The organism is Enterobacter sp. LU1, assembly GCF_008271405.2.
Classification (GTDB): Bacteria; Pseudomonadota; Gammaproteobacteria; order Enterobacterales; family Enterobacteriaceae; genus Enterobacter; species Enterobacter hormaechei_C.
The window spans coordinates 1097125-1122814 of record NZ_CP043438.2; the positions used below are offsets into that span (position 1 = coordinate 1097125).

Annotated in this window: 26 protein-coding genes; 9 read left to right on the forward strand and 17 right to left on the reverse strand. The window is 57.8% G+C overall.

The annotated features are described in order from the left end of the window. Window positions 1-24 precede the first annotated feature (24 nt). On the reverse strand, window positions 25-2523 hold the full coding sequence (gene copA / locus FZF21_RS05155; protein WP_047738022.1) for a copper-exporting P-type ATPase CopA: 2499 nt from the start codon (window positions 2521-2523) through the stop codon (window positions 25-27). Between the two features lie 108 nt (window positions 2524-2631). Here copA and cueR point away from each other — a divergent pair, with 108 nt between their 5' ends. Further along, the gene (gene cueR, locus FZF21_RS05160; RefSeq protein WP_017383222.1) at window positions 2632-3042 is read left to right on the forward strand and encodes a Cu(I)-responsive transcriptional regulator; all 411 of its coding nucleotides are present in this window, start codon (window positions 2632-2634) and stop codon (window positions 3040-3042) included. Here cueR and FZF21_RS05165 read toward each other — a convergent pair. The 3 genes from FZF21_RS05165 to FZF21_RS05175 form a co-directional block, all read right to left on the reverse strand. After that, window positions 3039-3491 carry an NfeD family protein gene (locus FZF21_RS05165; RefSeq protein WP_015571238.1) on the reverse strand — a complete coding sequence of 151 codons (453 nt, stop codon included), beginning with the start codon at window positions 3489-3491 and terminating at the stop codon, window positions 3039-3041. The genes cueR and FZF21_RS05165 overlap by 4 nt on opposite strands. Continuing rightward, entirely contained in the window at window positions 3488-4402 is a 915-nt protein-coding gene (locus FZF21_RS05170) for an SPFH domain-containing protein (protein ID WP_003858941.1), read from the reverse strand. The genes FZF21_RS05165 and FZF21_RS05170 overlap by 4 nt, the downstream gene beginning before the upstream one ends. Before the next feature lie 154 nt (window positions 4403-4556). Then, window positions 4557-5411 carry a hypothetical protein gene (locus FZF21_RS05175; RefSeq protein WP_015571236.1) on the reverse strand — a complete coding sequence of 285 codons (855 nt, stop codon included), beginning with the start codon at window positions 5409-5411 and terminating at the stop codon, window positions 4557-4559. A gap of 142 nt (window positions 5412-5553) precedes the next feature. Between FZF21_RS05175 and fetA the strand changes: the two genes are divergently transcribed. Together fetA and fetB are read left to right on the forward strand one after the other, a co-directional pair. Further along, window positions 5554-6225, forward strand: a complete 672-nt coding sequence (gene fetA, locus FZF21_RS05180; RefSeq protein WP_047738019.1) for an iron ABC transporter ATP-binding protein FetA — start codon at window positions 5554-5556, stop codon at window positions 6223-6225. Beyond that, window positions 6218-7000: an iron export ABC transporter permease subunit FetB gene (fetB, locus tag FZF21_RS05185; protein ID WP_017383223.1), complete on the forward strand. Its 783-nt coding sequence runs from the start codon at window positions 6218-6220 to the stop codon at window positions 6998-7000. The genes fetA and fetB overlap by 8 nt, the downstream gene beginning before the upstream one ends. Before the next feature lie 51 nt (window positions 7001-7051). On the opposite strand, the gene FZF21_RS05190 is transcribed toward fetB, so the two are convergent. The 3 genes from FZF21_RS05190 to tesA are packed head-to-tail and all read right to left on the reverse strand — an operon-like array spanning window position 7052 to window position 9387. Further along, window positions 7052-7906, reverse strand: a complete 855-nt coding sequence (locus FZF21_RS05190) for a co-chaperone YbbN (RefSeq protein ID WP_047738017.1) — start codon at window positions 7904-7906, stop codon at window positions 7052-7054. Between the two features lie 58 nt (window positions 7907-7964). Next, entirely contained in the window at window positions 7965-8774 is an 810-nt protein-coding gene (locus tag FZF21_RS05195; RefSeq protein WP_006809829.1) for an SDR family oxidoreductase, read from the reverse strand. Beyond that, a complete protein-coding gene (gene tesA, locus FZF21_RS05200; RefSeq protein ID WP_003858933.1) occupies window positions 8755-9387 on the reverse strand; it encodes a multifunctional acyl-CoA thioesterase I/protease I/lysophospholipase L1 in 633 nt (210 codons plus the stop codon). Before tesA ends, FZF21_RS05195 begins: the two co-directional genes overlap by 20 nt. On the opposite strand from tesA, the gene ybbA reads away from it, so the two are divergent. The 3 genes from ybbA (at window position 9358) to FZF21_RS05215 (ending at window position 13783) form a co-directional block, all read left to right on the forward strand. Then, window positions 9358-10044 (forward strand): putative ABC transporter ATP-binding protein YbbA, encoded by a 687-nt coding sequence (gene ybbA, locus FZF21_RS05205; protein WP_032652752.1) that lies wholly within the window; start codon window positions 9358-9360, stop codon window positions 10042-10044. The two genes, tesA and ybbA, sit on opposite strands and share 30 nt — an antisense overlap. Further along, complete coding sequence (ybbP, locus tag FZF21_RS05210; RefSeq protein ID WP_015571231.1) at window positions 10041-12455, forward strand: putative ABC transporter permease subunit YbbP; 2415 nt, start codon at window positions 10041-10043, stop codon at window positions 12453-12455. The genes ybbA and ybbP overlap by 4 nt, the downstream gene beginning before the upstream one ends. A gap of 182 nt (window positions 12456-12637) precedes the next feature. Then, entirely contained in the window at window positions 12638-13783 is a 1146-nt protein-coding gene (locus FZF21_RS05215) for a porin (protein ID WP_017383228.1), read from the forward strand. A 125-nt stretch (window positions 13784-13908) separates the two neighbouring features. Here the strand turns inward: FZF21_RS05215 and mnmH are convergent, their stop codons facing one another. The 5 genes from mnmH to ppiB all read right to left on the reverse strand — a co-directional run bounded on the left by mnmH (window position 13909) and on the right by ppiB (window position 17977). Continuing rightward, window positions 13909-14979 (reverse strand): tRNA 2-selenouridine(34) synthase MnmH, encoded by a 1071-nt coding sequence (gene mnmH / locus FZF21_RS05220; RefSeq protein WP_015571228.1) that lies wholly within the window; start codon window positions 14977-14979, stop codon window positions 13909-13911. 84 nt (window positions 14980-15063) lie between these two features. Next, window positions 15064-16131, reverse strand: coding sequence for a 5-(carboxyamino)imidazole ribonucleotide synthase (gene purK / locus FZF21_RS05225; protein ID WP_003858922.1), 1068 nt, complete (start codon window positions 16129-16131; stop codon window positions 15064-15066). After that, on the reverse strand, window positions 16128-16637 hold the full coding sequence (gene purE / locus FZF21_RS05230; protein ID WP_006809824.1) for a 5-(carboxyamino)imidazole ribonucleotide mutase: 510 nt from the start codon (window positions 16635-16637) through the stop codon (window positions 16128-16130). The genes purK and purE overlap by 4 nt, the downstream gene beginning before the upstream one ends. 119 nt (window positions 16638-16756) lie before the next feature. Then, window positions 16757-17479: a UDP-2,3-diacylglucosamine diphosphatase gene (lpxH, locus tag FZF21_RS05235; protein WP_023303214.1), complete on the reverse strand. Its 723-nt coding sequence runs from the start codon at window positions 17477-17479 to the stop codon at window positions 16757-16759. Between the two features lie 3 nt (window positions 17480-17482). Beyond that, a complete protein-coding gene (gene ppiB / locus FZF21_RS05240; protein ID WP_000256009.1) occupies window positions 17483-17977 on the reverse strand; it encodes a peptidylprolyl isomerase B in 495 nt (164 codons plus the stop codon). Window positions 17978-18152: 175 nt separating this feature from the next. Between ppiB and cysS the strand changes: the two genes are divergently transcribed. Beyond that, entirely contained in the window at window positions 18153-19538 is a 1386-nt protein-coding gene (cysS, locus tag FZF21_RS05245; RefSeq protein WP_017383232.1) for a cysteine--tRNA ligase, read from the forward strand. A 91-nt stretch (window positions 19539-19629) separates the two neighbouring features. Here the strand turns inward: cysS and FZF21_RS05250 are convergent, their stop codons facing one another. From FZF21_RS05250 to folD, 5 genes are all read right to left on the reverse strand, one after another. Then, window positions 19630-20151, reverse strand: a complete 522-nt coding sequence (locus FZF21_RS05250) for a metal-dependent hydrolase (RefSeq protein WP_149121056.1) — start codon at window positions 20149-20151, stop codon at window positions 19630-19632. Between the two features lie 73 nt (window positions 20152-20224). Continuing rightward, window positions 20225-21241: a Mal regulon transcriptional regulator MalI gene (gene malI / locus FZF21_RS05255; protein ID WP_149121055.1), complete on the reverse strand. Its 1017-nt coding sequence runs from the start codon at window positions 21239-21241 to the stop codon at window positions 20225-20227. 83 nt (window positions 21242-21324) lie between these two features. Next, entirely contained in the window at window positions 21325-22824 is a 1500-nt protein-coding gene (locus FZF21_RS05260; protein ID WP_003858916.1) for a PTS transporter subunit EIIC, read from the reverse strand. A gap of 282 nt (window positions 22825-23106) precedes the next feature. Next, entirely contained in the window at window positions 23107-23319 is a 213-nt protein-coding gene (ybcJ, locus tag FZF21_RS05265) for a ribosome-associated protein YbcJ (protein ID WP_015571224.1), read from the reverse strand. Window positions 23320-23321: 2 nt separating this feature from the next. Then, entirely contained in the window at window positions 23322-24188 is an 867-nt protein-coding gene (gene folD, locus FZF21_RS05270) for a bifunctional methylenetetrahydrofolate dehydrogenase/methenyltetrahydrofolate cyclohydrolase FolD (protein ID WP_006809817.1), read from the reverse strand. Window positions 24189-24498: 310 nt separating this feature from the next. On the opposite strand from folD, the gene fimA reads away from it, so the two are divergent. Next, window positions 24499-25062 carry a type 1 fimbrial major subunit FimA gene (gene fimA / locus FZF21_RS05275; RefSeq protein ID WP_003858911.1) on the forward strand — a complete coding sequence of 188 codons (564 nt, stop codon included), beginning with the start codon at window positions 24499-24501 and terminating at the stop codon, window positions 25060-25062. Between the two features lie 69 nt (window positions 25063-25131). Further along, window positions 25132-25674, forward strand: coding sequence for a type 1 fimbrial protein subunit FimI (gene fimI, locus FZF21_RS05280; RefSeq protein WP_017383235.1), 543 nt, complete (start codon window positions 25132-25134; stop codon window positions 25672-25674). Window positions 25675-25690: the final 16 nt, after the last annotated feature.

A 25690-nucleotide genomic window follows, 5' to 3' on the forward strand; every position in this document is an offset into this window, starting at 1 on the left:
TGCTAGCGCGTACGGGTACAAGGTTCAATCCTTCGGTTTAAACCGCAGCAGACGGTTAGCGTTGCTCACCACGGTAATTGACGAGAGCGCCATCGCCGCACCCGCAACAACCGGGTTCAGCAGGGTACCGGTCAGCGGCCACAAAATCCCGGCGGCAATCGGAATGCCGAGCGAGTTATAGACGAAGGCCCCCAGCAGGTTCTGCTTCATGTTGCGCAACGTGGCTTTCGAAATCGCCAGCGCATCCGCCACCCCCATCAGGCTGTGGCGCATCAGGGTGATCGCCGCGGTTTCAATGGCGACATCGCTCCCGCCGCCCATCGCAATGCCTACGTCAGCCTGCGCCAGCGCCGGGGCGTCGTTGATGCCGTCGCCCACCATCGCCACCTGGCGACCCTGACTTTGCAGGTTCTTGATGGCGTCCGCTTTGCCGTCCGGCAGCACGCCCGCGATCACCTCATCAATACCGGCTTCTTTCGCAATGGCGTTGGCGGTGGTCGGGTTGTCCCCGGTCAGCATCACCAGACGATAGCCCGCGCGGTGCAGGCGCTGTAAGGCATCTACGCTGTCCTGGCGTAACGGATCGCGCACGGCCAGCAGCGCCGCCACCTGACCATCCCTCGCCAGCAGAACCGGCGTTGCGCCCTGAGAGGCCTGCGCGTTTAGCTCTGCGTCTAGCGCGGACGTATCAACGCCGTGTTCAGTCAGCAGTGCCTGGTTGCCCAGCAGCAGCGTATGGCCTTCGGCTTCACCGCTGACCCCTAAACCGCGCAGGGTGCGGAAGTTGCTGACCTGCGGCAGACGGCCATCACCGGCTTTCTCCAGGATGGCGCGCGCCAGCGGGTGGCTGGAACCTTGTTCCAGCGCGGCGGCAAGGCGCAGGGCGTCCGTCTCCGTACAGCCAACGGTACTGACGGCCACCACCTGCGGTTTGCCCTCGGTGAGCGTGCCGGTTTTATCAAAGACAAGGGTGTCCAGCGTGCTTGCCCGTTGCAGGGCGTCAGCATCACGGACCAGTACGCCAAATTCGGCGGCGCGTCCGACGCCAGAGATAATCGACATCGGCGTGGCCAGGCCAAGGGCACAAGGGCAGGCGATGATCAGCACCGTGGTGGCGATCACCAGGGTGTAGACAATCTGCGGCGCCGGGCCGAAGAAATACCAGATCGCCGCGCTCAGCAGGGCAATACCGACGACCACCGGCACAAAAATGGCGGAGATTTTATCGGCAAGCTGACCAATCTCCGGCTTACTGCTCTGCGCCTGGCGGACCATGCGAATGATGCGTGACAGCGTGGTATGGCTCCCGACCGCGCTGGCGCGGAACAGTACGCTGCCGTCCTGTACCACCGTACCCGCATGCACCGCATCGCCCTGAGATTTCTGCTGGGGTATCGGCTCGCCGGTCAGCATCGCTTCATCCAGCCAGGCATCGCCTTGGGTGATTTCACCGTCGACGGGCACGCGGTCGCCGGTGGTCAGGCGCAGCGTCATTCCCGGCTGTACCTCTGAGAGCGGAACGCTTTTTTCCCCGTCGTCCGTGACCACGCGGGCCGTCGGCGGGGTTAAATCGAGTAATCTTTCCAGCGCTTTCGACGAGCGCTGACGCGCGCGGGCTTCGAGCATATGGCCTAAGTTAATCAGACCGATAATCATCGCACTCGCTTCATAATAGAGATGGCGCGCCTCCATCGGGAACCACTGCGGCCAGACGTTCACGCTCATCGAATACAGCCACGCCGCGCCGGTACCGAGCGCGACCAGCGTGTCCATCGTCGCGGTGCGGTTTTTCAGGCTCTTCCAGGCGCTGGTATAGAAATGTCCGCCAGCAAACACCATCACCGCAAGGGTAATCAGACCAATCACCAGCCACAGGGTGCGGTTGTCAGCGGTGACCATCATGTTGTCACCCATCATGCCCCACACCATCACCGGAATACCGACCAGCAGGGCGACAATCGCCTGCCAGCGGAAACGCTTCATAGTGGCGACAGCCGTTTCCTGCTGGCGCTCGCGGCGCTCGGCATCATCTTCGATGGCCTCCGCCCCGTAGCCCGCTTTCTCCACGGCCTGCACTAACTCTGCGGCGGAGGCGCTGCCCATCACCAGCGCAGTACGCTCCGCCAGGTTTACCCGTGCCTGTGCGACGCCCGGTACCGCCTGTAAGGCGTTTTGTACCCGGGAGACGCAGCTGGCGCAGCTCATGCCGTTGATCAGCAGCTGTTGGCTGTCATCAATATCATCAGCTACCGGAAGCTCAGGAGTGGCCGCTGTCAGTGCTTCCGACGGGGATGATGACTCTGCCAGCGGTTTAGCCTTTGGGTGGCTTAACTCCGCCCCGTAACCGGCCTGTTTAATGGCATCAATCAGCGCGTCGGCGCTGGCGCTGCCGGTCACGGCGGCATGATCGATACTCACCTCAGCGCTTTCCACGTCAGGACGCTGCTCCAGGCTTTCTTTAACGCGTTTGACACAGTGGCCGCAGGAGAGGCCGTCCAGTGTCAGGTCAATAGTATGAGACATAACAAAACTCCCGTATAATGTTCTGGTCAATTGTTGACCTTCACTCTGCTTTTCGCTAACTGTTATGAAGGTTAAACCTTCCATCAAGGGGAAGGTCAAGGGGGAAATGTGAATATCAGCGATGTTGCGAAAAAAACCGGCTTAACCAGCAAAGCGATTCGCTTTTATGAGGAAAAAGGGCTGGTGACGCCACCGTTGCGCAGTGAGAACGGCTACCGCAGCTATACGCAGCTGCATCTTGATGAACTGACGTTACTCCGCCAGGCAAGACAGGTAGGATTTAACCTTGAAGAGTGCGGCGAGCTGGTTAACCTGTTTAACGATCCGAAACGCCACAGTGCCGACGTGAAAAAACGTACGCTGGAAAAAGTGGCGGAGATCGAACGCCATATCATCGAATTACAGGCGATGCGTGAGCAACTGTTACAGCTGGCAGAATCCTGCCCGGGAGATGACAGCGCCGAGTGCCCGATTATCGACAATCTTTCCGGCTGCTGCCACCGTAAAACCCACGCCTAACAGGCTTTAACCCGCAGGGTAATGCCTTCCACCGCAATGACCTCAACCCGCGTGCCGGCGCTGAGGTCATCGTCGGCCACCACTGGCCACGAACTGTCCCCCACGCGCATATGACCGCGTCCGTTGATCAGCGCGTTATCAAGCGTAAAGCGTCTACCCACGATCTGCTGCCCACGCTGGTTGAGGTGCGCGTCGACCGGCTTCTGCGCCTTCACCCGTTTGTTCAGCCAGCGCCACCACAGCCAGGCGGCCAGCAGCGTCAGCACGGCAAACAGCGCGCCCTGCCACTCCCAGCCGACAGGCAGCAGCCAGACGACCAGCCCGGTAATCACCGCGGCAACCCCGCTCCACAGCAGATAACCGTTGCCGCCAAGCATCTCGGCGGCCAGCAGTAAGCCGCCAAGGCTTAGCCAGAACGCATGAGGATGTGCAACGATGAGCTCAATCATTTTTTACGCTCGTTTCCGCCGTCTTTGATCAACTCGGCAATTCCGGCGATAGATCCCATCAGACTGCTGGCATCCAGCGGCATCATTACCACCTTGCTGTTGTTCGCGGAGCCGATCTCCTTCAGCGCATCGGTATATTTTTGCGCGACGAAGTAGTTCACGGCCTGGATATCCCCGGCGGCAATCGCCTCGGAGACCATTTGCGTCGCGCGGGCTTCCGCTTCTGCCGAACGTTCACGCGCTTCCGCCTGGAGGAAGGCAGACTGACGGTCGCCCTCGGCTTTCAGGATCTGCGACTGTTTTTCCCCTTCCGCTTTCAGGATTTCAGCCTGACGCACCCCTTCGGCTTCAAGAATATAGGCACGCTTGGTACGCTCGGCCTTCATCTGCGCGTTCATGGAAGCAATCAGCTCTGCCGGTGGGCGCACGTCGCGGATCTCAATGCGGGTCACTTTGATCCCCCACGGATTGGTGGCTTCATCCACAATGTGCAGCAGGCGGGTATTTATGCTGTCGCGCTGGGAGAGCATTTCGTCCAGCTCCATTGAGCCAAGCACGGTACGGATGTTGGTCATGGTCAGGTTGACGATCGCCAGCTCCAGGTTGCTCACCTCATAGGCCGCTTTCGGCGCATCAATCACCTGAATAAAGCAAACCGCATCGATGGTGACGTTGGCGTTATCCTTGGAGATGACTTCCTGGGAAGGGATATCCAGCACCTGCTCCATCATATTGATCTTACGCCCAATTCTGTCCATGAACGGGACGATCAGGCTTAAACCCGGCTGAAGAGTATTGGTGTAGCGACCGAAGCGTTCGACGGTCCACTGGTAACCCTGCGGGACAATTTTGACGCCTGCGCCCACGATAACCAGCGCAACGAATATAAGGACAGGAACAACGATGAGCATAAAAACCTCCTGTTTTGCATGCCGTAACGAGAAAAACTGCGTATTTGTTGAACGTAAGTATATCGGCTAACGAACAGGATTTCGCCCCTGTAAAGAGGTGGGAACCGGACTGGCAGAAATAAAACGCCCCGTTCGGGATGCGGGGCGCAAAGCGTTACTTTTCAGACCAGGTATAGCTGAAGTCAGTGATAAACCCATCCCCGGCGTCAGCGATAGCTTTTGATAAGCCCTGATAGTATTTTTCCAGGCCGATGGCCTCTATCTGCTGGATCTGCTCGCGAACGGGAGCGCAGAACAATACCGCATTGCCCGCCCCGACACGTTTGTTGTTCGGCGGCAGATCGCCGGTAATCGCCTTAAACCAGGTTCTGATCCCTTGCTTTAAGCTGTGCGGCGCTTTTGTAAGATCCTCCTGGCCGGTCAGCACCTGTAGGGTAGGGAATTCATTAGCATTGACGGCGGTTTTCATACGCGCAAAGAACGCGGTAAAAAGCTCAAAAGAGCCGAGGTCTGTGACGCGAGGCTTGGTGGTTTTTCCGTTTTTATTGCCCATTTTTCCGGCAGGGGCTGTAGGCGCCGGAACCACATTGACCTTATGCAGATCCAGACCAAACAGCAGATTGCAGTGCGCCCGGCGCTCTTTAAGCGGATAGGACATCAGCACGTCAATAAACGCCGTCGCCTTCACATCGGCCAGATCATGGTTAATCAGCCATTGCGAGCGGGCAAATTCCGCGGGGGAAACGAACCAGTCCGGCACCTCAGTAAAGCGTCTGGATTTACCCTTGCCGTCAAACTCGAGAAAGTAAGCCCCATCATCGAAAGCAAAATAGCAGTTTTTAAAGCTACCGATTGTGGTGTTAACGATGAGCGCCTTCTTAACAAAATCGACCACCTCTGCACCCATGACAAAACGCGTGAGTTCAGAAGAATTGATGACTTCCATTAATGTTTCCACATCAGGAACACCAGGCTTCAGGGAAGAGAACTCATAAAAGATATGTGTCATGTTGCTGACTTCCTGTAGTTATAGAGGTGACAATTAGCGAGCAAAAAGTTTAACACTTGCTATAGGTTAAGGCTATTCGCGCTGCGTAGCGGAAAGGATTATGCTAAAGGCTGTTCTTATTACAGCGGTTAATGGAATCGGAATGAATAATAAAAAAAATCTTCTGGATATCAGGGATGTTGGCTTTCGTGTGGGTGATAACACCATCCTTCAGCACGTTGATTTTTGTCTCTCTCCGGGCGAATTTAAACTGATAACTGGCTCCTCCGGCTGCGGCAAAAGCACCCTCCTGAAAATCGTGGCTTCGCTACTGAGCCCAACGGAGGGAACCATCCTGTTTGCAGGAAAAGATATCGCCACGCTTTCACCGGAAAGCTATCGCCAGCAGGTGTCATACTGCGTGCAAACGCCGTCCCTGTTTGGCGACACGGTGTACGACAATCTGGTTTTCCCCTGGCACATCCGCAACCAAACGCCTGATCCAAAAAAGTTTACCGACGATCTGACTCGGTTCGGGCTTTCGCCGGAGACGCTGACCAAATCGATCGCCGAACTGTCGGGAGGGGAAAAGCAGCGCGTCTCGCTGATCCGTAACCTGCAATTCTTGCCGAAGGCGCTGTTGCTGGACGAAATCACCAGCGCGCTGGATGACGCTAACAAGCGCAACGTCAATGACATTATCCATCGCTACGCCCGGGAGCAGAATATTGCCGTGCTGTGGGTGACGCATGATTCAAATGAAATTACCCATGCGGATGATGTCATCACGCTCAGGCCGCAGGGCGGGAAAATGGAGGAGGCTCATCGTGGGTGAACATAACATAACCAACGAATCGCTGGCGCTGTCGATGGTCCTGGTGCTGGTGGCGATTGTGGTCAGCTACCGGGAAAAGCTGGGGCTGGAAAAAGATATTCTTTGGAGTATCGCCCGCGCGGTCATTCAGCTCATCATCGTCGGCTATGTGCTGAAATACATCTTCAACGTCAATCATGCCGTGCTGACCCTGTTGATGGTGCTGTTTATCTGCTTTAACGCGGCATGGAACGCGCAGAAACGCAGTAAATACATCGATAAAGCGTTCATTTCGTCGTTGATCGCCATCACTACCGGGACCGCGTTAACGCTGGCGGTACTGGTACTCTCCGGCTCGATAGAATTTACGCCGATGCAGGTGATCCCCATTTCCGGGATGATTGCGGGCAATGCGATGGTGGCGGTCGGGTTGTGCTACAACAATCTGGGGCAACGGTTCAGCAGTGAACAGCAGCAGCTTCAGGAGAAGCTAAGCCTGGGCGCGACGCCGAAGGTGGCCTCTGCGCGGTTGATCCGCGACAGCATTCGCTCTTCGCTGATCCCAACGGTGGATTCCGCCAAAACGGTGGGTCTGGTGAGCCTGCCGGGCATGATGTCGGGGCTGATTTTTGCCGGTATCGATCCGGTAAAAGCGATTAAGTACCAGATTATGGTGACGTTTATGCTGCTCTCTACGGCGAGCCTGTCCACCATCATTGCCTGCTACCTGACCTATCGGAAGTTTTACAACGCGCGCCACCAGCTGGTGGTGACGCAGTTGAAAAAGACGGGGTAATATCGGCTTTTGTAGGCCCGGTAAGCGTTAGCGCCACCGGGCATTTTTTTACTAGTAGAGCAACGCGTACAGCTGACGACGATATTTCGACGCCAGCGCGTCACCGGTACCCAGCGCGGCCAGGATCTCCTGGAACATCTTCCGCGCCTGTCCGTCTGCGGCGCCCAGGTCCTTCTGAAGATGGCTAAACAGCAGCTCCAGCGCCTCTTCGTTACGCCCCACCTGATGAAGCTGAAGCGCCAGCTGGCTTGCCAGCGCGGCATCCTGCGGGTTGTCCGCAACCTGCTGCTGAAGCTGTTGAATTTCAGGGGTATCGGCCGCCTGTTTCAGCAGGTCAATCTGCGCCACCAGACCCTGATAACGGGTATCCTGATCCTGCATCGGCACCGTTTTCAGCACGGCTTCCGCGTCTTCAGGGCGGTGCAGCGCAATCTGGGTCTCTGCCAGCAGCAGACCAATCTGGCTGTTCTGGTTCGACAGCTGCCACGCGTCTTTTAACAGCGGCAGCGCCTCGTCGTACTTGCCTTCCTGCATCAGCGCCATGGCTTCCTGCGCTTTCAGCTCTTCTTCGCGCGGCAGAACTTTATCCAGCAGGGCGCGGATCGCCTCTTCCGGCTGCGGCCCCTGGAAGCCATCCACCGGCTGACCGTTCTGGAACAGGTAGACGGTTGGGATCGCGCGCAGGCCAAACTGGGAAGCCACCATTGGTTCGGCGTCACAATTCAGCTTCGCCAGAATGAACTGACCGTTGTACTGCGCGGCAAGGCTTTCCAGGACCGGCGTCAGTTGCAGGCAGTGTTGGCTGCGTTCAGACCAGAAGTAGAACAGCACCGGTTTAGTCATTGACTGTTCGAGCGTCTGTTGCAGGTTAGCTTCAGTTATGTTGACGATATTCTGTACGGACATGCGGCATTCTCTTTTATCGGTTTACTCTTTACATGGGGGTAAGCGTCGTCGCTTCAACTCAACCCTGCAAAATTTTGTCCATCATCCGCCCCGGCAGCAGGCGTTTCAACCAGCCGACGGCATGGGTTACCAGCGTGACCGGATAGCGCATTTTAGGGGTATCGCTCTCAAACGCGTGGCGCACTTTGGCAACAACGGCTTCTGGCCCAAGCGTAAAACGCGCCGCGATGCCGGGGTTTTCGACCGGTTTGTCCGCCTGCGTCTGGTTAACGTTTTCCGTAAAGCGGGTGCGGATCGGGCCCGGTTCAATCAGGCTGACCTTAATACCGCTGTGGCGCAGCTCCATGCGCAACGCATCGGACCAGGCTTCAAGCGCATATTTGCTGGCGGCGTAAGCCCCGCGCCCCGGCGTGGAGATCAGGCCCATGACCGAGGAGGTCATCACGATGCGCCCTTCGCCGTGCGGCAGCATGGCGGGGAGAAGGCGCATGGTAAGCTGATGCGCCCCGAAAAAGTTTGCGGAGAACTGCTGCTCCAGCTGTTCCCGTGAGAGAGTCTGTAGCGGGCCGTACACGCCGTAGCCCGCATTGTTGAACAGACCGTAAAGACGGTTGTTGGTCAGGGCGATAACCTCATCGGCGGCCTGCTCTACGCTCTCTGGCGAATCGAGATCCAGCAGAATGCCGGTAAATCCCAGCCCTCGCATGCGTTCGACATCCTCGGGTTTGCGGCAGGCTGCCAGTACCCAAAACCCCTGACGTTTCAGTTCAAGGGCGCTTTCAAGGCCAATTCCGCTGGAACATCCTGTTATTAAGACCGATTTTTGCATAACTTTACCTGTCAGGTTCTCAGCTGTTTGACGAGTCATGTTTTACTAAAGGAGCCAGCCGGGTTGCCATCCAGTCGGCAATGAACGGCTGGGCATCGCGATTGGGGTGAATGCCATCATCCTGCATCCACTGGGGTTTCAGATAGACCTCTTCCATGAAAAATGGCAGCAGCGGAATATCAAACTCTTTGGCAAGCTTAGGATAGATCGCGCTAAACGCCTCATTATACCGACGGCCGTAGTTGGCGGGCAGGCGAATTTGCATCAGCAGCGGCTGGGCATTGGCGGCCTTAATGGTCTGCAAAATAGTCCGCAGCGTTTGCTCCGTTTGCTGAGGCTGGAAGCCGCGCAAACCATCATTACCGCCCAGTTCAACCAGCACCCAACGCGGTTGATGCTGCTTAAGCAGGGCAGGCAGGCGCGATAAGCCTTGCTGCGACGTATCGCCGCTGATGCTGCCGTTCACGACAGATGCCCGGGACTGCCATTTATCATTGAGCAGGGCGGGCCAGGCCGCACTGGCGGCCATACGATAGCCCGCGCTCAGGCTGTCGCCCAGAATCAATAACGTGTCCGCAGCCGCCGCGCGGAAGGTCATCAGCATCAAAAACAGGAAGGGCAAATGCCAGCGGAAAACATTGTTGAAGTTCATCGTCTTAAGAAGTCCGTCGGTCAGGGAGAACACGAGCTTTCCATCCTCACCGGAGTTGAACTCGTTGTCAAACGTGCCGAAACCATCGCCCTGATTGGTGAATCCGGTTCCGGTAAGTCCACGCTGCTGGCCATTCTCGCCGGTCTGGACGATGGCAGCAGTGGGGAAGTGAACCTGGTCGGCCAGCCCCTCCACGCGCTTGATGAAGAGGCCCGCGCCGCGCTGCGTGCCCGGCATATCGGGTTTGTCTTTCAGTCATTCATGCTGATCCCGACGCTGAACGCGATGGAAAACGTTGAGCTGCCCGGCCTGCTGCGCGGTGACAATACCCGTGAAAGCCGCGATCACGCCAAGGCGTTGCTGGAACAGCTGGGGCTAGGCAAACGTCTCGACCATCTTCCGGCACAGCTTTCCGGCGGTGAGCAGCAGCGCGTGGCGCTGGCGCGCGCGTTTAACGGGCGCCCTGAAGTGCTGTTTGCCGATGAACCCACTGGTAACCTTGACCGTAAAACCGGAGACAAGATTGCCGATCTGCTGTTTTCCCTCAACCGCGAGCACGGCACCACGCTGATTCTGGTTACCCACGATCCGCAGCTGGCCGCCCGCTGCGACCGCCGCCTGCGGCTGGTGAACGGTATTCTTCAGGAGGAAGCATGATTGCCCGCTGGTTCTGGCGCGAGTGGCGCTCGCCCTCGCTGCTGATTGTCTGGCTGGCGTTGAGCCTGGCGGTGGCCTGCGTGCTGGCGCTCGGCAGCGTCAGCGATCGTATGGAGAAAGGGCTTAGCCAGCAGAGTCGGGAATTTATGGCCGGGGACCGGGCTCTGCAAAGTTCTCGCCCCGTGCCGCCGGGCTGGATTGAGGAAGCGCGCAAAGAGGGGCTGAAGGTAGGGGAGCAGATCACCTTTCAGACTATGACCTTTGCGGGCGACACGCCGCAGCTTGCCAGCGTAAAAGCCGTGGATGACATCTACCCGATGTATGGTGACTTACAAACCAGCCCGCCGGGGCTAAAACCGACGGCCGGTACGGTCCTGCTGGCATCGCGACTGATGGCGCTGCTGAACCTGAAACCCGGCGACAGTATCGACGTCGGCGACGCGACACTCAAAATTGCCGGGGAAGTGGTGCAGGAGCCCGACTCTGGATTTAATCCGTTCCAGCTTGCGCCGCGCCTGCTGATGAACACCGCTGATGTGGCGAAAACCAACGCCGTCCAGCCGGGAAGCCGTGTCACCTGGCGGTATAAGTTTGGCGGGACGCCTGCGCAGCTGGAGGCGTACGAAAAATGGCTCCTGCCGCAGCTCAAGCCGGAACACCGCTGGTACGGGCTGGAGCAGGATGACGGGGCGCTCGGCAAATCCCTCGAACGTTCCCAGCAGTTCCTGCTGCTGTCGGCGCTGTTAACTCTGCTGCTTGCCATTGCGGCGGTTGCCGTGGCGATGGGGCACTACTGCCGCAGCCGTTACGATCTGGTGGCGATCCTCAAAACCCTCGGCGCGGGCCGCGCGCAGCTGCGCAAGCTGATTGTCGGCCAGTGGCTGATGGTGCTGGCGCTGTCGGCTCTGACCGGCGGGGCGATAGGGCTGCTGTTTGAAAAGCTGCTGATGGTGCTGCTCAAACCGGTATTGCCCGCCGCATTACCGCCTGCCAGCCTCTGGCCGTGGCTGTGGGCCATCGGCGCGATGACGACGATCTCCCTGCTGGTGGGGTTACGCCCGTACCGGCTGCTGCTCGCCACCCAGCCGCTGCGCGTGCTGCGCCGCGATGTGGTGGCCAGCGTCTGGCCGCTGAAGTTCTATCTGCCGGTGATTATTGCGGTGGCGGTCGGGCTGTTGGCCTGGCTGATGGGCGGCAGTACGCTGCTGTGGGCGGTGCTGGCGGGCGCGGTGGTGCTGGCGCTGCTGTGCGGCGTAGTGGGCTGGATACTGCTTAATGTCCTGAGAAAGCTGACAGTTAAATCACTCCCCATACGGTTAGCGGTTAACCGACTGCTGCACCAGCCGTGGTCTACCCTCAGCCAGCTCTCGGCATTTTCGCTGTCGTTTATGCTGCTGGCGCTTCTGCTGGTGCTGCGCGGGGATCTGCTGGATCGCTGGCAGCAACAGCTTCCGCCGGAAAGCCCGAACTATTTCCTGATCAACATTGCTCCCGAACAGGTGACGCCGCTGAAGGGTTTCCTGTCTGAGCATCACATTATTCCGGAATCGTTCTATCCGATCGTGCGCGCCCGACTGACGCAGATCAACGGCCAGTCGACGGAGGGAAATAAGGATGAATCGCTCAATCGCGAACTCAACCTGACCTGGCAGGCGAAACGTCCGGACCATAACCCGATCGTTGCCGGCACCTGGCCGCCGAAAGCGGGGGAAGTGTCGATGGAGGAGGGGCTGGCGACACGCCTGAACGTGAACCTCGGCGACAGCGTGACCTTCACCGGTGATACCCAGGATTTCACCGCCAAAGTTACCAGCCTGCGTAAAGTGGACTGGGAAAGCCTGCGACCAAACTTCTTCTTCATCTTCCCGCCGGGTGCGCTGGACGGACAGCCCCAGAGCTGGCTCACCAGCTTCCGCTGGGAAAACGGCAACGGCATGCTGACGCAGCTTAACCGGGAATTTCCGACGGTGAGCCTGCTGGATATCGGCGCGATCCTCAAACAGGTCGGGCAGGTGCTGGAGCAGGTGAGCCGCGCGCTGGAGGTGATGGTAGTACTGGTGACCGTCTGCGGCGTGCTGTTGCTGCTGGCGCAGGTGCAGGTGGGCATGCGTCAGCGTCATCAGGAGCTGGTGGTCTACCGCACGCTGGGAGCCAGTAAACGGCTGCTGCGCGCCACGCTGTGGAGCGAATTTGCCCTGCTCGGTCTGGTGGCGGGCCTGGTGGCGGCCATCGGGGCGGAAACCGCGCTGGCGGTACTCCAGAGCAAAGTCTTCGACTTCCCGTGGGAGCCCGACTGGCGGCTGTGGCTCACGCTGCCCGTCTGCGGCGCCGTGCTGCTGTCCCTGTGCGGCGGCTGGCTCGGAACCCGGCTGTTGAAAGGTAAAGCGCTATTCCGCCAGTTTGTCAGCTAGTTTACTGACGTGATGATGACGCACCGGCATTTCTGCTGGTGTGTCATCGCTTAACGGCACAAATCGTTAATGCCCCTGCATTTAGTAGCACAAAACATTAAAAACCCGCCCACACAGCCCGAATTTTTCCGGTTAATATTCACCAGCTAAATATTTAGCAGCGTGTCTATCAAGGAAAAAGAATGACTATAAGAAAAACAGCGCTGGCGACAACGATCGGCGCAGCAGTGGCATTGGCTTCTTTCGCATCTCAGGCGGAAATCACCCTTCTGAAACAGGATCCGCAGGCGGGTAACCCGCTGAGCCGCCTGAACTTCACCGTTGGCGGCAGTATTCGTCCTCAGTTCCAGAATATGACCGGTGATGACGGCAAAAACAGCTACAAGCGCAACGGCTTTGACGGCGGCACCCGCTTCCGTTTCGCTGCGGATTACTACCTGTTCGATGACATCAGCTGGATCAGCTACTACGAGCTGGGTGTGAACATTCCGGCGCAGTTCAACTGGGATCATCACTACGCCGACGGCGCGCACGACACCTCTCGTCGTATGCTCTACACCGGTCTGAAGAGCGACACCTGGGGTACGCTGACCTTCGGCCAGCAGAACAGCGTGTACTATGACGTGGTGGGCGCAAAAACCGACATCTGGGACTACGACATGATTGGTCAGGCGCCAGGTAACGGGATCAATGGCGACTACGACGGCTCTTACCGTTCACGCCAGATGCTGAAGTACAAGAAAACCGTGGGCGATGCTGACATCTACGCCTCTTACCTGTTTGAAGACAGCGAATACCTGCCGGGCAACGGCCTGCGCTACAAGCGTAAAGGCGGCGGTTCTCTGGGTATCGATTATCACCTGACCACCGATCTGACCTGGGGCGCAGCGTGGAACTACACCCGCGCGGACATGCGTAACCCGGACAACGGCGACAGCAAATCCTACGACCAGAACATCCTTGGTACCGCCCTGAGCTGGACGCCGGATAACTGGACCTTCTCCGCAGGCGGCGGCTGGTATCAAAACTTCCTGACCACCAAAAAAGTGTCCGTTAACGACTACTTCGCCGGTGATGCATGGGGTATTGAATACTTTGCGGGTTACAAGTTCCCGGTTGGTCAGTATGCGGTGAAATCCATCCAGCCGTACTTCATGGGCGACCGTATTGAGTACGTGAATGGCCGTAACTACCAGCGCATCGACAACGGTGTGGGTATCAGCTTCCAGCTGGATTACGGTTTCCGCGTGGATTACGAACACGTGTTCACCTCCAGCACCGACAACCTGGGCGATATGAACCTGGTGCGTCTGCGTTACGACTTCTAAGTTGTCATGTAGGGTGCGGCCTGATGCCCTCACCCTGACCCTCTCCCACGGGGAGAGGGAAAAAACATTAAAAACGGCAACCCAGGTTGCCGTTTTGCTTTTACCTCGCCACCCGGCTTTATTTTTCAGCGATCGAGCCACTCAGCAATTTCTTCGTACGTCCCGCGATACACAATCTTCTCCGCCTTTTTCTCCAGCTGATAGCCGTACATCGGGTCGTAATAGTCCTTCAGCAACGGCACAAGCCAGCTGAAGTGCGCGTCAGTGCTGCCAGTACGCTGTTGCTCGACAAGCGCGGCATCCAGCAGGGCGGTAAATTCCGCAAAGCGTTGCAGCCCCAGACGGCGACGAATGGCGTACAGGCCGTGATGCAGATATTCGCTGTACGCTTTCCAGCCCGCCTCTTCACCGCAGGCGGCAGAAAAGTCGGCCCACATGTGGACGAAATACTCTTCGCGCAGGCGCTCAAGACGGATCTCAAACGGATCCTCGACCACCACGACAGGCGCTTCAGCCATGCGGTCTCGCAGGCACTCCGGCAGGTGGTTAGAGCCAATCATCCGGCCTTCATCTTCCAGCACCCAGCGCGCGGCGTCTTTTTTCAATAGCTCAACCGCAAGGTGATTTTCAAAGCTGGCCTGGGAAAGCTGCGGCGTGAGCGTGCGGCCAAATGACGAGCCGCGATGGTGCGCCAGCCCTTCCAGATCGATGCCCTGCGCATGCTGCTTCACCAGCAGCGTTTTCCCGTTACCGGTGCAGCCGCCGATAAGCACCATCGGCTTTTGTGACTGCTCAATGGTCACCTGAATCGCCGTCTGACGCAGGGCCTTATAGCCGCCGCGGATCAGCGGGTAGTCGATTCCCGCCTCTTTCAGCCAGGCCTGGGAGATGTGTGAGCGCTGGCCACCGCGCGCGCAGCAAAGGTAGCCCTCAGGATGGGCAAGGCTGGCTTCCCGCCAGGCGCTGATGCGCGCCTCGCGCGTCTCGCCGTTGACCAGGCTATGGCCGAGCGCCAGCGCGGCGTCCGGACCCTGGCGTTTATAGCAGGTGCCGACGGCGGCACGCTCGTCGTCGTTCATTAAGGGCAGGTTGAGTGCGGCGGGCATCGCACCCTGGGCAAATTCGATCGGCGCGCGAACGTCGATTAAAGGGGTATCGGACGCGAGGATCGCGCGATAGTCCGTTCCATCGTTCATGGTGGTTCCAGAAGAAAACTGAGCAGCAATGGGCGGGGATTGTACGCCGGGGAAGGGGAAGGTCAACTCCCCGGCGAGGGATACTTACTTCAGTTTTGACTGCGCCCAGACAATACCGCTCGCATATTCTGGCGGCAGCAGGGGAACAATCGCTTCCAGCGTGGCGCTCAGTCGGTCCGTGTCGGTATCGTTCAGGTTCAGATGGCCGACCTTACGCCCCGGACGCACCTCTTTGTCGTACCAGTGCAGGTGCACCAGCGGCAGCTTCAGCCAGTTGTAGTTCAGATCGGTGCCGATCAGGTTGATCATTACCGACGGGCTGGTCACCACCGGCTGCGGCAGCGGCAGATCGGTGATGGCGCGCAGGTGCAGCTCGAACTGGCTGATGGAGGCGCCGTTTTGCGTCCAGTGGCCGCTGTTGTGCACGCGCGGCGCAAGTTCGTTGATCAGCAGACCCGACGGCGTGACGAAACACTCCATCGCCATCACGCCCACATAGCCCAGCTCATGCATAATGGCAGAGAGCATCTCTTCCGCCTGCGCCTGCTGGTCAGCATTGGCCTGCGGGAAGGCGACGCTGGTGCGCAGAATCCCGTCCTGATGCAGGTTATGCGTTAGCGGGTAAAAAACGGTGTGCCCGTCATGCCCGCGCGCGCCAACCAGCGACACTTCACCGCTAAAGTTAATGCCCTGCTCAACAATGCACTCGCCGTAGCAGTCGTCCGGCAGCTCGGCGGTGTCGTTCGCGCGCAGGCGCCACTGCCCGCGGCCGTCGTAGCCGCCGACGCGACGCTTCACAATCGCCAGGTCTCCCAACATCGCAAACACGTCATCCCACTCGCGCTTATCGGAAAGCAGCTGCCACGGCGCGGTCGCGAGGCCGAGCTTGTCGAAAAGCTGTTTTTGCGTGAGACGGTCGGCAATGATCGGGAAGACGTCGCGGTTCACAAAGGCGTTATGGCGCGCCAGCTCGCGGGTCAGGGCGGTTTCCGGCCAGCGTTCAATTTCGGCGGTGATCACGCTCTGATGGAACGGCACGGCTTCCGGCTCGGCATCCAGCCCGACGGGCCAGACGGCAATACCCAGCGGCTCACCGGCCTGACGTAGCATCCGGCCAAGCTGACCATTACCAAGAACGCAAACCTGCTTCATGCTGCACCCCGCGGATCCGGGTTATCCAGCACCTCATCGGTCTGGGCTTTACGCCACTCCGCCAGACGCTGGTGCAAATCTTTATCATGCGTCGCCAGGATCTGCGCGGCCAGCAGGGCGGCATTTGCCGCACCTGCTTTACCAATCGCCAGGGTACCGACAGGAATACCGCGCGGCATCTGGACGATAGAGTAAAGGCTATCCACCCCGCTTAACGCGGCGCTTTGCACGGGAACACCCAGTACCGGCACCAGCGTTTTGGCGGCAATCATGCCCGGCAGATGTGCTGCGCCGCCCGCACCGGCAATGATCACCTCGTAACCGTTCTCTTCGGCGCTTTCGGCGAAGCTGAACAGTTTATCCGGCGTACGGTGCGCGGAAACCACTTCGACGTGGTGCGGAACATTCAGGATTTCAAAGATTTCGGCGGCGAACTGCATGGTAGCCCAGTCGCTTTTGGACCCCATCACGATGGCGACACGCGCCGGATTATTGCGGGAAGACATGCGTCTTAAAACTCCTGTGGTGCGGAACACACTGCTTTCGAGGGCACAGAGAATAGCATGTAATACCGGCAAGGAAAACGGTTGCGTGGTCGGGAAGTGAGCGAAAAGACGGGGAGGCGTTAAAACGGGAAGGCGATCAGTTCGACACCTTCCGGCGTAACTTTGACCATCGATCCTTCGCTGTGCCAGGCGCCTAAAACCACGCGATGGGCGGGCTCGCCGTTGGCGATAAGGGAATGCACATCGGGACGATGGGTATGGCCGTGGATCAGCCACTGAACGCGATGCTTCTCCATCACCTTCACCACCGCCTGCGGATTGACGTCCATGATGGTCATCGATTTGCTGCTGTTGGCGGCCTTGCTGCCCGCGCGCATTCTGGCGGCGATGCGGTTGCGGATAAACAGCGGCAGGGCGAGGAACACTTTCTGGATCCACGGGGTGTGAACTTTGGCGCGAAACGCCAGGTAGCCGGTATCGTCAGTGCAGAGCGTGTCGCCGTGCATGATCAGAATATTGCGGCCATAGAGGTTGAGCACCTGCTCTTCCGGCAGCAGCGTCATACCGCTCTCGCGGGCGTAGCGCTGGCCGATCAGGAAATCACGGTTGCCGTGAATGAAATAGCAGGGGACGCCGGAATCCACCAGTGCTTTAATGGCCGCCGCCATCTCACGGTGCAGCGGGTTCGGATCGTCGTCGCCAATCCAGGCCTCAAACAGGTCGCCCAGAATGTACAGCGCGTCGGCGCTTTTCGCTTCACCGCGTAAAAAACGCAGAAAACCGGCGGTTATCGCCGGTTCTTCTGTTTGCAGATGCAGATCCGCAATAAAGAGTGTCGCCACGAATTACTCGCTGACGGTCACGCTTGTGATCACAACGTCTTCTTTAGGAACGTCCTGGTGCATACCGCTGCGGCCAGTAGAAACGGCTTTGATCTTGTCGACCACGTCCATCCCTTCAACCACTTCTGCGAATACGCAGTAGCCCCAGCCTTGCAGACTTTCGCCAGAGAAGTTCAGGAAGTCGTTGTCCGCTACGTTGATGAAGAACTGTGCGGTCGCAGAGTGTGGCGCCTGAGTACGGGCCATTGCCAGCGTACCACGGGTGTTTTTCAGGCCGTTGTTCGCTTCGTTTTTGATCGCTTCTTTCGTCTCTTTCTGGCGCATGCCAGGCTCGAAACCGCCGCCCTGGATCATAAAGCCGTTGATCACACGGTGGAAAATAGTGTTGTTGTAGAAACCTTCGCGGCAGTAGTCCAGGAAGTTTTTAACTGTTTCAGGCGCTTTGTCATCAAAGGTTTTGATTACGATATCGCCATGATTAGTGTGGAAAGTAACCATTTTTGCATCCTGTTCCGTTATTGTGGTGCGTCGACCCGTGCTCGGGTCACATATAGGGGCTTGTTATAGCATAACCACAGGACACGATCACCTTGCATTGTGTGCTGACCGTACTCCGAATTATGGGTATTATAAGGAACAAACAATCCACACACGTGTTTACATGGAATCTTCGATGTTAAAAATCTTTAATACAATGACGCGCCAAAAAGAGGAATTTAAACCTATCCATGCCGGGGAAGTCGGCATGTACGTGTGTGGTATTACGGTTTACGATCTCTGTCATATCGGCCATGGCCGTACCTTTGTCGCGTTCGACGTGGTGTCACGCTACCTGCGCTTCCTGGGCTACAACCTGAAGTACGTGCGCAACATCACCGACATCGACGACAAAATCATTAAACGTGCTAATGAAAATGGCGAAAGCTTTGTCGCGCTGGTGGATCGCATGATCGCCGAAATGCACAAGGATTTTGATGCCTTAAATATTCTGCGCCCGGACAGCGAGCCGCGTGCGACCCACCATATCCATGAAATCATTGATATCACCCAAAAGCTGATCGAGCGTGGTCACGCCTATGTGGCGGACAACGGTGACGTGATGTTCTCGGTGCCTACGGACCCAACCTACGGTGCGCTTTCCCGCCAGGATCTGGACCAGCTCCAGGCCGGTGCGCGCGTGGACGTGGTTGACGTGAAGCGTAATCCGATGGACTTCGTGCTGTGGAAGATGTCCAAAGCGGGCGAACCGAGCTGGCCATCCCCGTGGGGCGAAGGGCGTCCGGGCTGGCACATTGAATGTTCCGCGATGAACTGCAAGCAGCTGGGCAACCATTTCGACATCCATGGCGGCGGTTCGGATCTGATGTTCCCGCACCATGAAAACGAAATCGCGCAGTCCACCTGTGCACACGGCGGCGAGTACGTGAACTACTGGATGCACTCCGGGATGGTGATGGTTGACCGCGAGAAGATGTCGAAATCGCTGGGTAACTTCTTCACCGTGCGCGACGTGCTGAAGTATTACGACGCGGAAACCGTGCGCTACTTCCTGATGTCTGGCCACTATCGCAGCCAGCTGAACTACAGCGAAGAGAACCTGAAGCAGGCTCGCGCTGCGCTGGAGCGTCTGTATACCGCCTTGCGCGGCACCGATAAATCTGTTCCGGCCGCAGGCGGTGAGGCGTTCGAGGCCCGCTTCGTTGAGGTCATGAACGACGACTTCAACACCCCGGAAGCCTACTCCGTGCTGTTCGACATGGCGCGTGAGGTGAACCGCCTGAAGTCAGAAGATATGGCGGCGGCCAATGCGCTGGCGTCTCATCTGCGTAAGCTCTCTTCCGTGCTCGGCCTGCTGGAGCAGGAGCCGGACCTGTTCCTGCAAAGCGGCGCGCAGGCGGACGACGGTGAAGTGGCGGAAATTGAAGCACTGATCAAAGCGCGTCTCGAAGCGCGTCAGGCGAAAGACTGGGCGGCGGCGGATGCGGCGCGTAACCGTCTGACCGAGATGGGCATTATTCTGGAAGACGGCCCGCAGGGAACCACCTGGCGTCGTAAGTAGGTCCGTAACGCCCGGTGGCGCTAACGCTTACCGGGCCTACAAAATCACGACCGTAGGCCGGGTAAGGCGTAGCCGCCACCCGGCTTTTCTTTTACCTCCGCCTCCACCACAGCAACCCCATCAGCAACATCCCCGGCAGCCACACCCACAGCAGTTCTGAAATGATTACCTGATGCCCGTACGGCGTGGTGTAGCGTGACAGCGCAAACGGCGCGACCTTGATCACCTGCCACGGCGCAAAGAAGCGTTCATCAGACCATGGCCACAGCCAGCCGATGCCTTTCCCGCCTGTCGTTATTGAATCCAGCAGGCTGTGCGACAGCAATGATACGGTTAAAAACAGCCAGCACCGCGTCAGGCTGGCCCTGAACCAACGTCGGCCTGCCAGCACGCAGAGTATCGGCACCACCAGGGCAAACAGTAGCGAATGAGTGAAACCGCGGTGGCCGAAAATATTCCCGTAGGCGACACCGAATTTAAACGCCAGTACGTCGGCATCGGGCAGCATGGCGAGGACGATCCCGGCAAACAGCAGGCGGGGTGGGATGACTTTGGTTCCGAGCCCTAAGCCCAGACACAGAGGTACGGCAGCGTGGGTGATAATGGTAGGCATTGCATTTATCCATGGCAAATCATGGGAATATAGCAGCAGATCCGCCGCAGCAAACCTGTGCTAAATTCTGATTTTACGCCGATTCTCGCGCGATAAGCTGCCCGGAGAGGGTAATGCGCTGCGTTTGCAGATCCGGCTCTTTCAGCCTGCGGATCATCAGCCCTGCCGCCTGGCGGCCGGTCTCTTCGCTGGCAGACGAAACGTAAGTCAGTGACGGCGACGTGAGATTAACGTGGAGCATATCTTCAAAACCAATCAGCGCCACCTGCTGGGTTAAAAACACGTCTTTACCCACCGTGCGCCCCACCTGGTGAATACCTGAGATTGAACCGATCATCGCGTCCGGTGAATGGCAGAGCAGGGCGGTAATCGTGTTGTTCTTCTCCAGCAGCTGACGAGTCGCCATGGCCGCCGCCTGCGTGTCATCGGTGCAGGCGGGAGAATATTCCTCACGCCAGACCAGGCCGCTCTGCGTCATCGCGCTGCGAAAACCAAGCAGGCGCTGCTCGCGGATACGGCACCCGTCGCGCCCGCCAATGTAGGCGATGTTACGGTGCCCGCGCTCGATAATATAACGCGCGGCCAGGTTCGCCGCCTGGCGGTTATCGCGCATCACCAGGTTGCATTTCTCTTCCAGCAACGACTGCGAAACCGCCACAAGCGGCAGCGGGCAGTGACGAATGTGTTCCGGAAGAGAGGCGGCGCGGGTGTCCGACGCCAGGTAGATGACGCCCGCCACGCCCTGCTGCTTAAATGAGAGCAGGGTACGCTCAAGATGTTCGCCGTCGTTCAGCGGCTGACCGAGAAATACCATATAACCCTGTTTCTCCAGCTCCTGAACGATGCTCGCCATCACCTTGATGGAAAAGCTGTCGCTGAAGTCGCGCAGGATCAGGCCGATTAAGTTGGAGGTGTTGGCGCGAAGATTGGCAGCGGCGACGTTATGAACATAGCCCAGCGTTGTGATGGCGGCATTGACCTTCCCGATCGTCGCCTCTGAGATCTTCCCTTTCTGGCGCAGCACCAGCGAAACGGTAGAAACCGACACGCCCGCATGCTTTGCGACATCAATAATGCTGACTTTCTTCAAAACCGCTCCCTGAAATTTCCCGATTATCAGCCAGATAAGAGGCGTCCCCCAGCGTACAGGAGACGCCTCCTTCAGGCATCTTATTATTTGCCAATCATCGTGGACATGGTCTGGGCGATAAACTGTGCTCTGGCCCCGAAAATCACCTGTATTCCGTTATCGCCAACGAACACCACGCCGCGCGCGCCAAGCCCGTTCAGCCCGTCCCGGTCCACCGCTTCGCTCTTCGCCACTTCCAGACGCAGACGCGTGATGCAGGAGCCGACGGAATCAATGTTCTGCGCACCGCCCAGCAGGCCGATGATTTCGGTGGCAAGTTCGGAATCGGACTTGTCATTCGCGCTGGCGGTCACTTCGGTGCGGCCCGGCGTTTTCACGTCGAAGCGACGGATCACGAAGCGGAAGGTGAAGTAGTAGATCAATGCCATCGGAATGCCGATGATAATGGCGCTCAGGAAGTTGGTCTGATAGCCGTTAAACGACGGCAGGATCCCGAACGACAGGTAGTCGATAAAGCCCGCCGAGAACGACTTGGCGATGTGCGCATGCAGCAGGTACATGGTCATGTACGCCAGGCCCGCCATAATGGCGTTGAAGACGTAAAGGATCGGCGCCACGAAGATAAAGGTGAACTCTACCGGCTCAGTGATGCCCGTCAGGAAGCAGGTGAGGGCCGCAGAGAACAGAATACCGGCCGCGATTTTCTTATTCTTCGTGTGCGCTTCGTGGTACATCGCCAGACACGCCGCAGGCAGTGCGAACAGCATCAGCGGGAACTCGCCCTGCATGAATTTCCCGGCGTTCTGGTAGGTGTCGCTGCTGAAGGATTTCACTCCCTCTTCCAGCATCTTGAACCAGATGGTCTGGTCACCGTGGATCACCTGACCCGCCTGGGTAGTGTAATCCCCGAACGAATACCAGAAGGAGGGATACCAGATATGGTGCAGGCCGAGCGGGATCAACGCGCGCTCCACCAGCCCGAAGATAAAGGTCGAGGCCGCCTGGTTATCGCCGTTTACCACCACGGACAGGGCGTCGATCCCGGATTGAATATGCTGCCAGACGTACGGCAGCAGCAGGCCGAGCAGGAACGACAGAAACGCCGTCGCAATCGCCACAAAGCGCTTGCCGGAGAAGAAGCCGAGGAACTCCGGCAGCTGCATGGTGTGGAAGCGGTTGTAACACCAGGCCGCAAGAATACCGCAGATCAGGCCGCCAAAGACGCCCATCTGCAACGTCGGAATGCCAACGACCATGGCGTATTTGCCGCCCTGAGAGGCCATTTCCGGCGTGATGCTCAGCACGGTGCTGATGGTGATGTTGGTGACAAACACGGAGACCGCGGCAGAGAGTGCGGCAATGCCGGATTCCGAAGCCAGTCCGACGGCAGAGCCGATGGCGAACAGCATCGGCAGGTTATCAAAGATAACCCCGCCGGCGTTCATCATCAGCGGCAGATGGAACTTATCGCCGAAGGCCAGCAGCAGGCCCGCAGCGGGAAGCAGTGAAATTGGCAGCATTAAGGCGCGACCAATCATCGATAACTTAGACAGCGATTTAACAAACCCTGATATCAGGCTCATGCTGATTTCCCCCGAGTAGCGCTTTTTCGCGCTGTTATTTTTAAGTAGAACGTTTTAGTAGAACGTTCTACTTATCGTGGGGAAAGTCTGAAAATCGCGCAACTTAATTTTCACATTTCGCCAGAGGGAATAGTGATTATTTGAAGTTGATCGATAATTAACCGTGATGGGTGTGAGGGGATTGTGAGAGAAGTTGCCGGGTGGCGGCTTCGCCTTACCCGGCCTACAAACGGAGACAGTACGTAGGCCCGGTAAGCGCAGCGCCACCGGGCATCAGACAGCTCAGGCCGTCACGGTCACGCTCTGTCCTGCGAAGCTCACGGTCTGACCCGCGACAATTTTGCAGCGCTTGCGGGTTTCCACCGAGCCGTCTACTTTTACCTGCCCGTCGGCGATGACGATCTTCGCCTGCGCGCCGCTTTCGCTCCAGCCTTCCAGCTTCAGCAGATCGCACAGCTCAACGTGCGGGTGTTTACCTAAAGAAAAAGTTGCCATGATTACGCGTCCTCTACGTCGTGATACTCCTCGCACGCCTGCAAGGTATTCTGAATCAGTGTTGCTACCGTCATCGGGCCTACGCCGCCCGGGACCGGAGTAATATAGGATGCGCGCGCTGCGGCATCTTCATACACCACGTCGCCGACCACTTTGCCGTTTTCCAGACGGTTAATACCCACGTCCACGACGATTGCGCCCTCTTTGATCCACTCGCCCGGAATAAAGCCCGGCTTGCCGACCGCAACGATCAGCAGATCGGCGTTTTCGACGTGGTGACGCAGGTTTTTAGTGAAGCGGTGGGTAACGGTGGTGGTACAGCCCGCCAGCAGCAGCTCCATGCTCATCGGGCGGCCCACGATGTTGGAGGCGCCAATCACCACGGCGTTGAGGCCGTAGGTATCGATGTTATAACGCTCCAGCAGCGTCACGATGCCGCGCGGGGTGCACGGACGCAGGCGTGGCGCGCGCTGGCACAGTCGGCCTACGTTATACGGATGGAAACCGTCAACATCTTTGTCTGGCGCGATGCGCTCCAGCACCTTCACGTTGTCAATGCCCGCAGGTAGCGGCAGCTGAACAAGGATGCCGTCGATCTCTTTATCGGCATTCAGGGTGTCGATCAGTTCCAGCAGTTCCGCTTCGCTGGTGGTTTCCGGCAGATCGTAAGAGCGGGAGACGAACCCCACCTCTTCACACGCTTTGCGTTTGCTGCCGACATAAATTTGCGAAGCCGGGTTGCTGCCAACCAGCACAACGGCCAGCCCGGGGGCGCGAAATCCGGCGGCTTTACGCGCCTTCACTTTTTCCGCAACCTCAGAGCGCACCTGCTGCGCAATCGTTTTACCATCAATAATCTTTGCTGCCATCAGAGAGAAGATTCCGTCTGTAACGTTAGAAAGGAGGGATTGCCTGTATTTTGTCAGAAGCGAGCGCCGCTGTCAGTCACCCTTTACGAGATTTCATCGATGTCCCGCAAAATCCCTTCTCAGGGCATGGTCAATTTCTTAGAGGTGATTAGGATGTGACCTGGCAAAATGGCAGCGTTTTGACATATTACAAAATAGATTCCTGAGCTACTTTGTCCTCTCCGAAATAAGCCTTCAATTTTTTAATTGATCGTATTTCTTATTCCCGAATATGCGCGGGAAGGGTTATTTACATTTTAAAGGAATAGACATGAAACTCAGCAACATTGCTTCTACTGTTATTGCAACTCTGGCCCTGGTCGCGGGTGCCGCTCACGCAGAAGATCCGGTAGCGCCTGTATCTGTAAACGGTGGTACGGTGCATTTTAAAGGTGAATTAGTGAATGCCGCGTGCTCAGTGAATACTGACTCTTCAGAGCAGACGGTTAATCTTGGCCAGTACCGTACCGCGAAATTCACTAAAGTAGGTGACACCACCTCCAATATTCCGTTCACCATCGAACTGAACGACTGCGATCCTGCGGTAGCGAAAACCGCTGCTGTCGCGTTTACCGGCCAGATCGACGCCACCGACAAAACGCTGCTGGCGGTAAGCTCCGGTAATAACGACAACTCCGCGAAGGGCGTGGGTATTGAGATCCTCGACAGCAAATCCTCCACGCTGACCCCGGACGGCGCCACCTTCTCTGCGGCGCAGAACCTGATTGAAGGGACTAACACCCTGAACTTCACCGCGCGCTATAAAGCCACGGCGGCGACCACCGAGCCAGGCCAGGCAAACGCGGACGCAACATTCGTAATGAAATACGAGTAATGCCTGAGTACAGGGATGTGGCTGGCCTCAGGGAAGAGGTCTTTTGATCGCCTATACCGGGAGCGAAGGATGACAAGGACTGGGATACTGCTGTGTGCCCTTGCGATTGCCTCAGCGGTAAACGCACATACCGTGGTCATAGACGGCGGCAAAGTACACCTCAGGGGAGAGCTGGTGAACGGCGGCTGCGCCGTGGCCCCGGACAGCCAGAATATGCGCGTGGATATGGGGCAATACCGCACAAACGCCTTTTCCGGCGTCGGCAGCTTTTCCACGGTTAATGTGCCTTTCACCGTACGTCTGCTGGATTGCAGCGTGGACGTCTCCCGCACCGTGGGGATCCAGTTCCAGGGAGTGACACCGGCAGAAGATCCGCAGGTTTTCCTGGCGACATCGCGGCCGGGGGAAAATGCGGTCAGCAGCGGTGTCGGGCTGGCGCTTTTTGACGAACAGCAACGTCAGATCATCCCGAACGCGACGGCGGTGAGCTGGTTACCCATTGACACCCGCGAGCTGGTATTTCATTTCAGCGCCCGCTACCGGGCAATTTCCGAACACCTTGTACCAGGCACTATTCAGTCGAATGTCTGGTTTACGTTGATTTATCCCTGACGCCTGCGAACTAATT

What these genes read in the sequence shown, in the direction of transcription:
- copA (WP_047738022.1), bottom strand. Translation starts at nt 2,523, where the DNA reads ATGTCTCATACTATTGACCTGACACTGGACGGCCTCTCCTGCGGCCAC.
- mnmH (WP_015571228.1), bottom strand. Translation starts at nt 14,979, where the DNA reads ATGAACGATGGAACGGACTATCGCGCGATCCTCGCGTCCGATACCCCT.
- tesA (WP_003858933.1), bottom strand. Translation starts at nt 9,387, where the DNA reads ATGAACTTCAACAATGTTTTCCGCTGGCATTTGCCCTTCCTGTTTTTG.
- ppiB (WP_000256009.1), bottom strand. Translation starts at nt 17,977, where the DNA reads ATGGTTACTTTCCACACTAATCATGGCGATATCGTAATCAAAACCTTT.
- purE (WP_006809824.1), bottom strand. Translation starts at nt 16,637, where the DNA reads ATGTCTTCCCGCAATAATCCGGCGCGTGTCGCCATCGTGATGGGGTCC.
- fetA (WP_047738019.1), top strand. Translation starts at nt 5,554, where the DNA reads ATGAATAATAAAAAAAATCTTCTGGATATCAGGGATGTTGGCTTTCGT.
- FZF21_RS05250 (WP_149121056.1), bottom strand. Translation starts at nt 20,151, where the DNA reads ATGCCTACCATTATCACCCACGCTGCCGTACCTCTGTGTCTGGGCTTA.
- FZF21_RS05170 (WP_003858941.1), bottom strand. Translation starts at nt 4,402, where the DNA reads ATGCTCATCGTTGTTCCTGTCCTTATATTCGTTGCGCTGGTTATCGTG.
- ybbP (WP_015571231.1), top strand. Translation starts at nt 10,041, where the DNA reads ATGATTGCCCGCTGGTTCTGGCGCGAGTGGCGCTCGCCCTCGCTGCTG.
- FZF21_RS05195 (WP_006809829.1), bottom strand. Translation starts at nt 8,774, where the DNA reads ATGACTCGTCAAACAGCTGAGAACCTGACAGGTAAAGTTATGCAAAAA.
- FZF21_RS05190 (WP_047738017.1), bottom strand. Translation starts at nt 7,906, where the DNA reads ATGTCCGTACAGAATATCGTCAACATAACTGAAGCTAACCTGCAACAG.
- FZF21_RS05260 (WP_003858916.1), bottom strand. Translation starts at nt 22,824, where the DNA reads ATGAGCCTGATATCAGGGTTTGTTAAATCGCTGTCTAAGTTATCGATG.
- ybcJ (WP_015571224.1), bottom strand. Translation starts at nt 23,319, where the DNA reads ATGGCAACTTTTTCTTTAGGTAAACACCCGCACGTTGAGCTGTGCGAT.
- purK (WP_003858922.1), bottom strand. Translation starts at nt 16,131, where the DNA reads ATGAAGCAGGTTTGCGTTCTTGGTAATGGTCAGCTTGGCCGGATGCTA.
- fimA (WP_003858911.1), top strand. Translation starts at nt 24,499, where the DNA reads ATGAAACTCAGCAACATTGCTTCTACTGTTATTGCAACTCTGGCCCTG.
- cysS (WP_017383232.1), top strand. Translation starts at nt 18,153, where the DNA reads ATGTTAAAAATCTTTAATACAATGACGCGCCAAAAAGAGGAATTTAAA.
- FZF21_RS05165 (WP_015571238.1), bottom strand. Translation starts at nt 3,491, where the DNA reads ATGATTGAGCTCATCGTTGCACATCCTCATGCGTTCTGGCTAAGCCTT.
- fimI (WP_017383235.1), top strand. Translation starts at nt 25,132, where the DNA reads ATGACAAGGACTGGGATACTGCTGTGTGCCCTTGCGATTGCCTCAGCG.
- FZF21_RS05175 (WP_015571236.1), bottom strand. Translation starts at nt 5,411, where the DNA reads ATGACACATATCTTTTATGAGTTCTCTTCCCTGAAGCCTGGTGTTCCT.
- FZF21_RS05215 (WP_017383228.1), top strand. Translation starts at nt 12,638, where the DNA reads ATGACTATAAGAAAAACAGCGCTGGCGACAACGATCGGCGCAGCAGTG.
- folD (WP_006809817.1), bottom strand. Translation starts at nt 24,188, where the DNA reads ATGGCAGCAAAGATTATTGATGGTAAAACGATTGCGCAGCAGGTGCGC.
- ybbA (WP_032652752.1), top strand. Translation starts at nt 9,358, where the DNA reads ATGCCAGCGGAAAACATTGTTGAAGTTCATCGTCTTAAGAAGTCCGTC.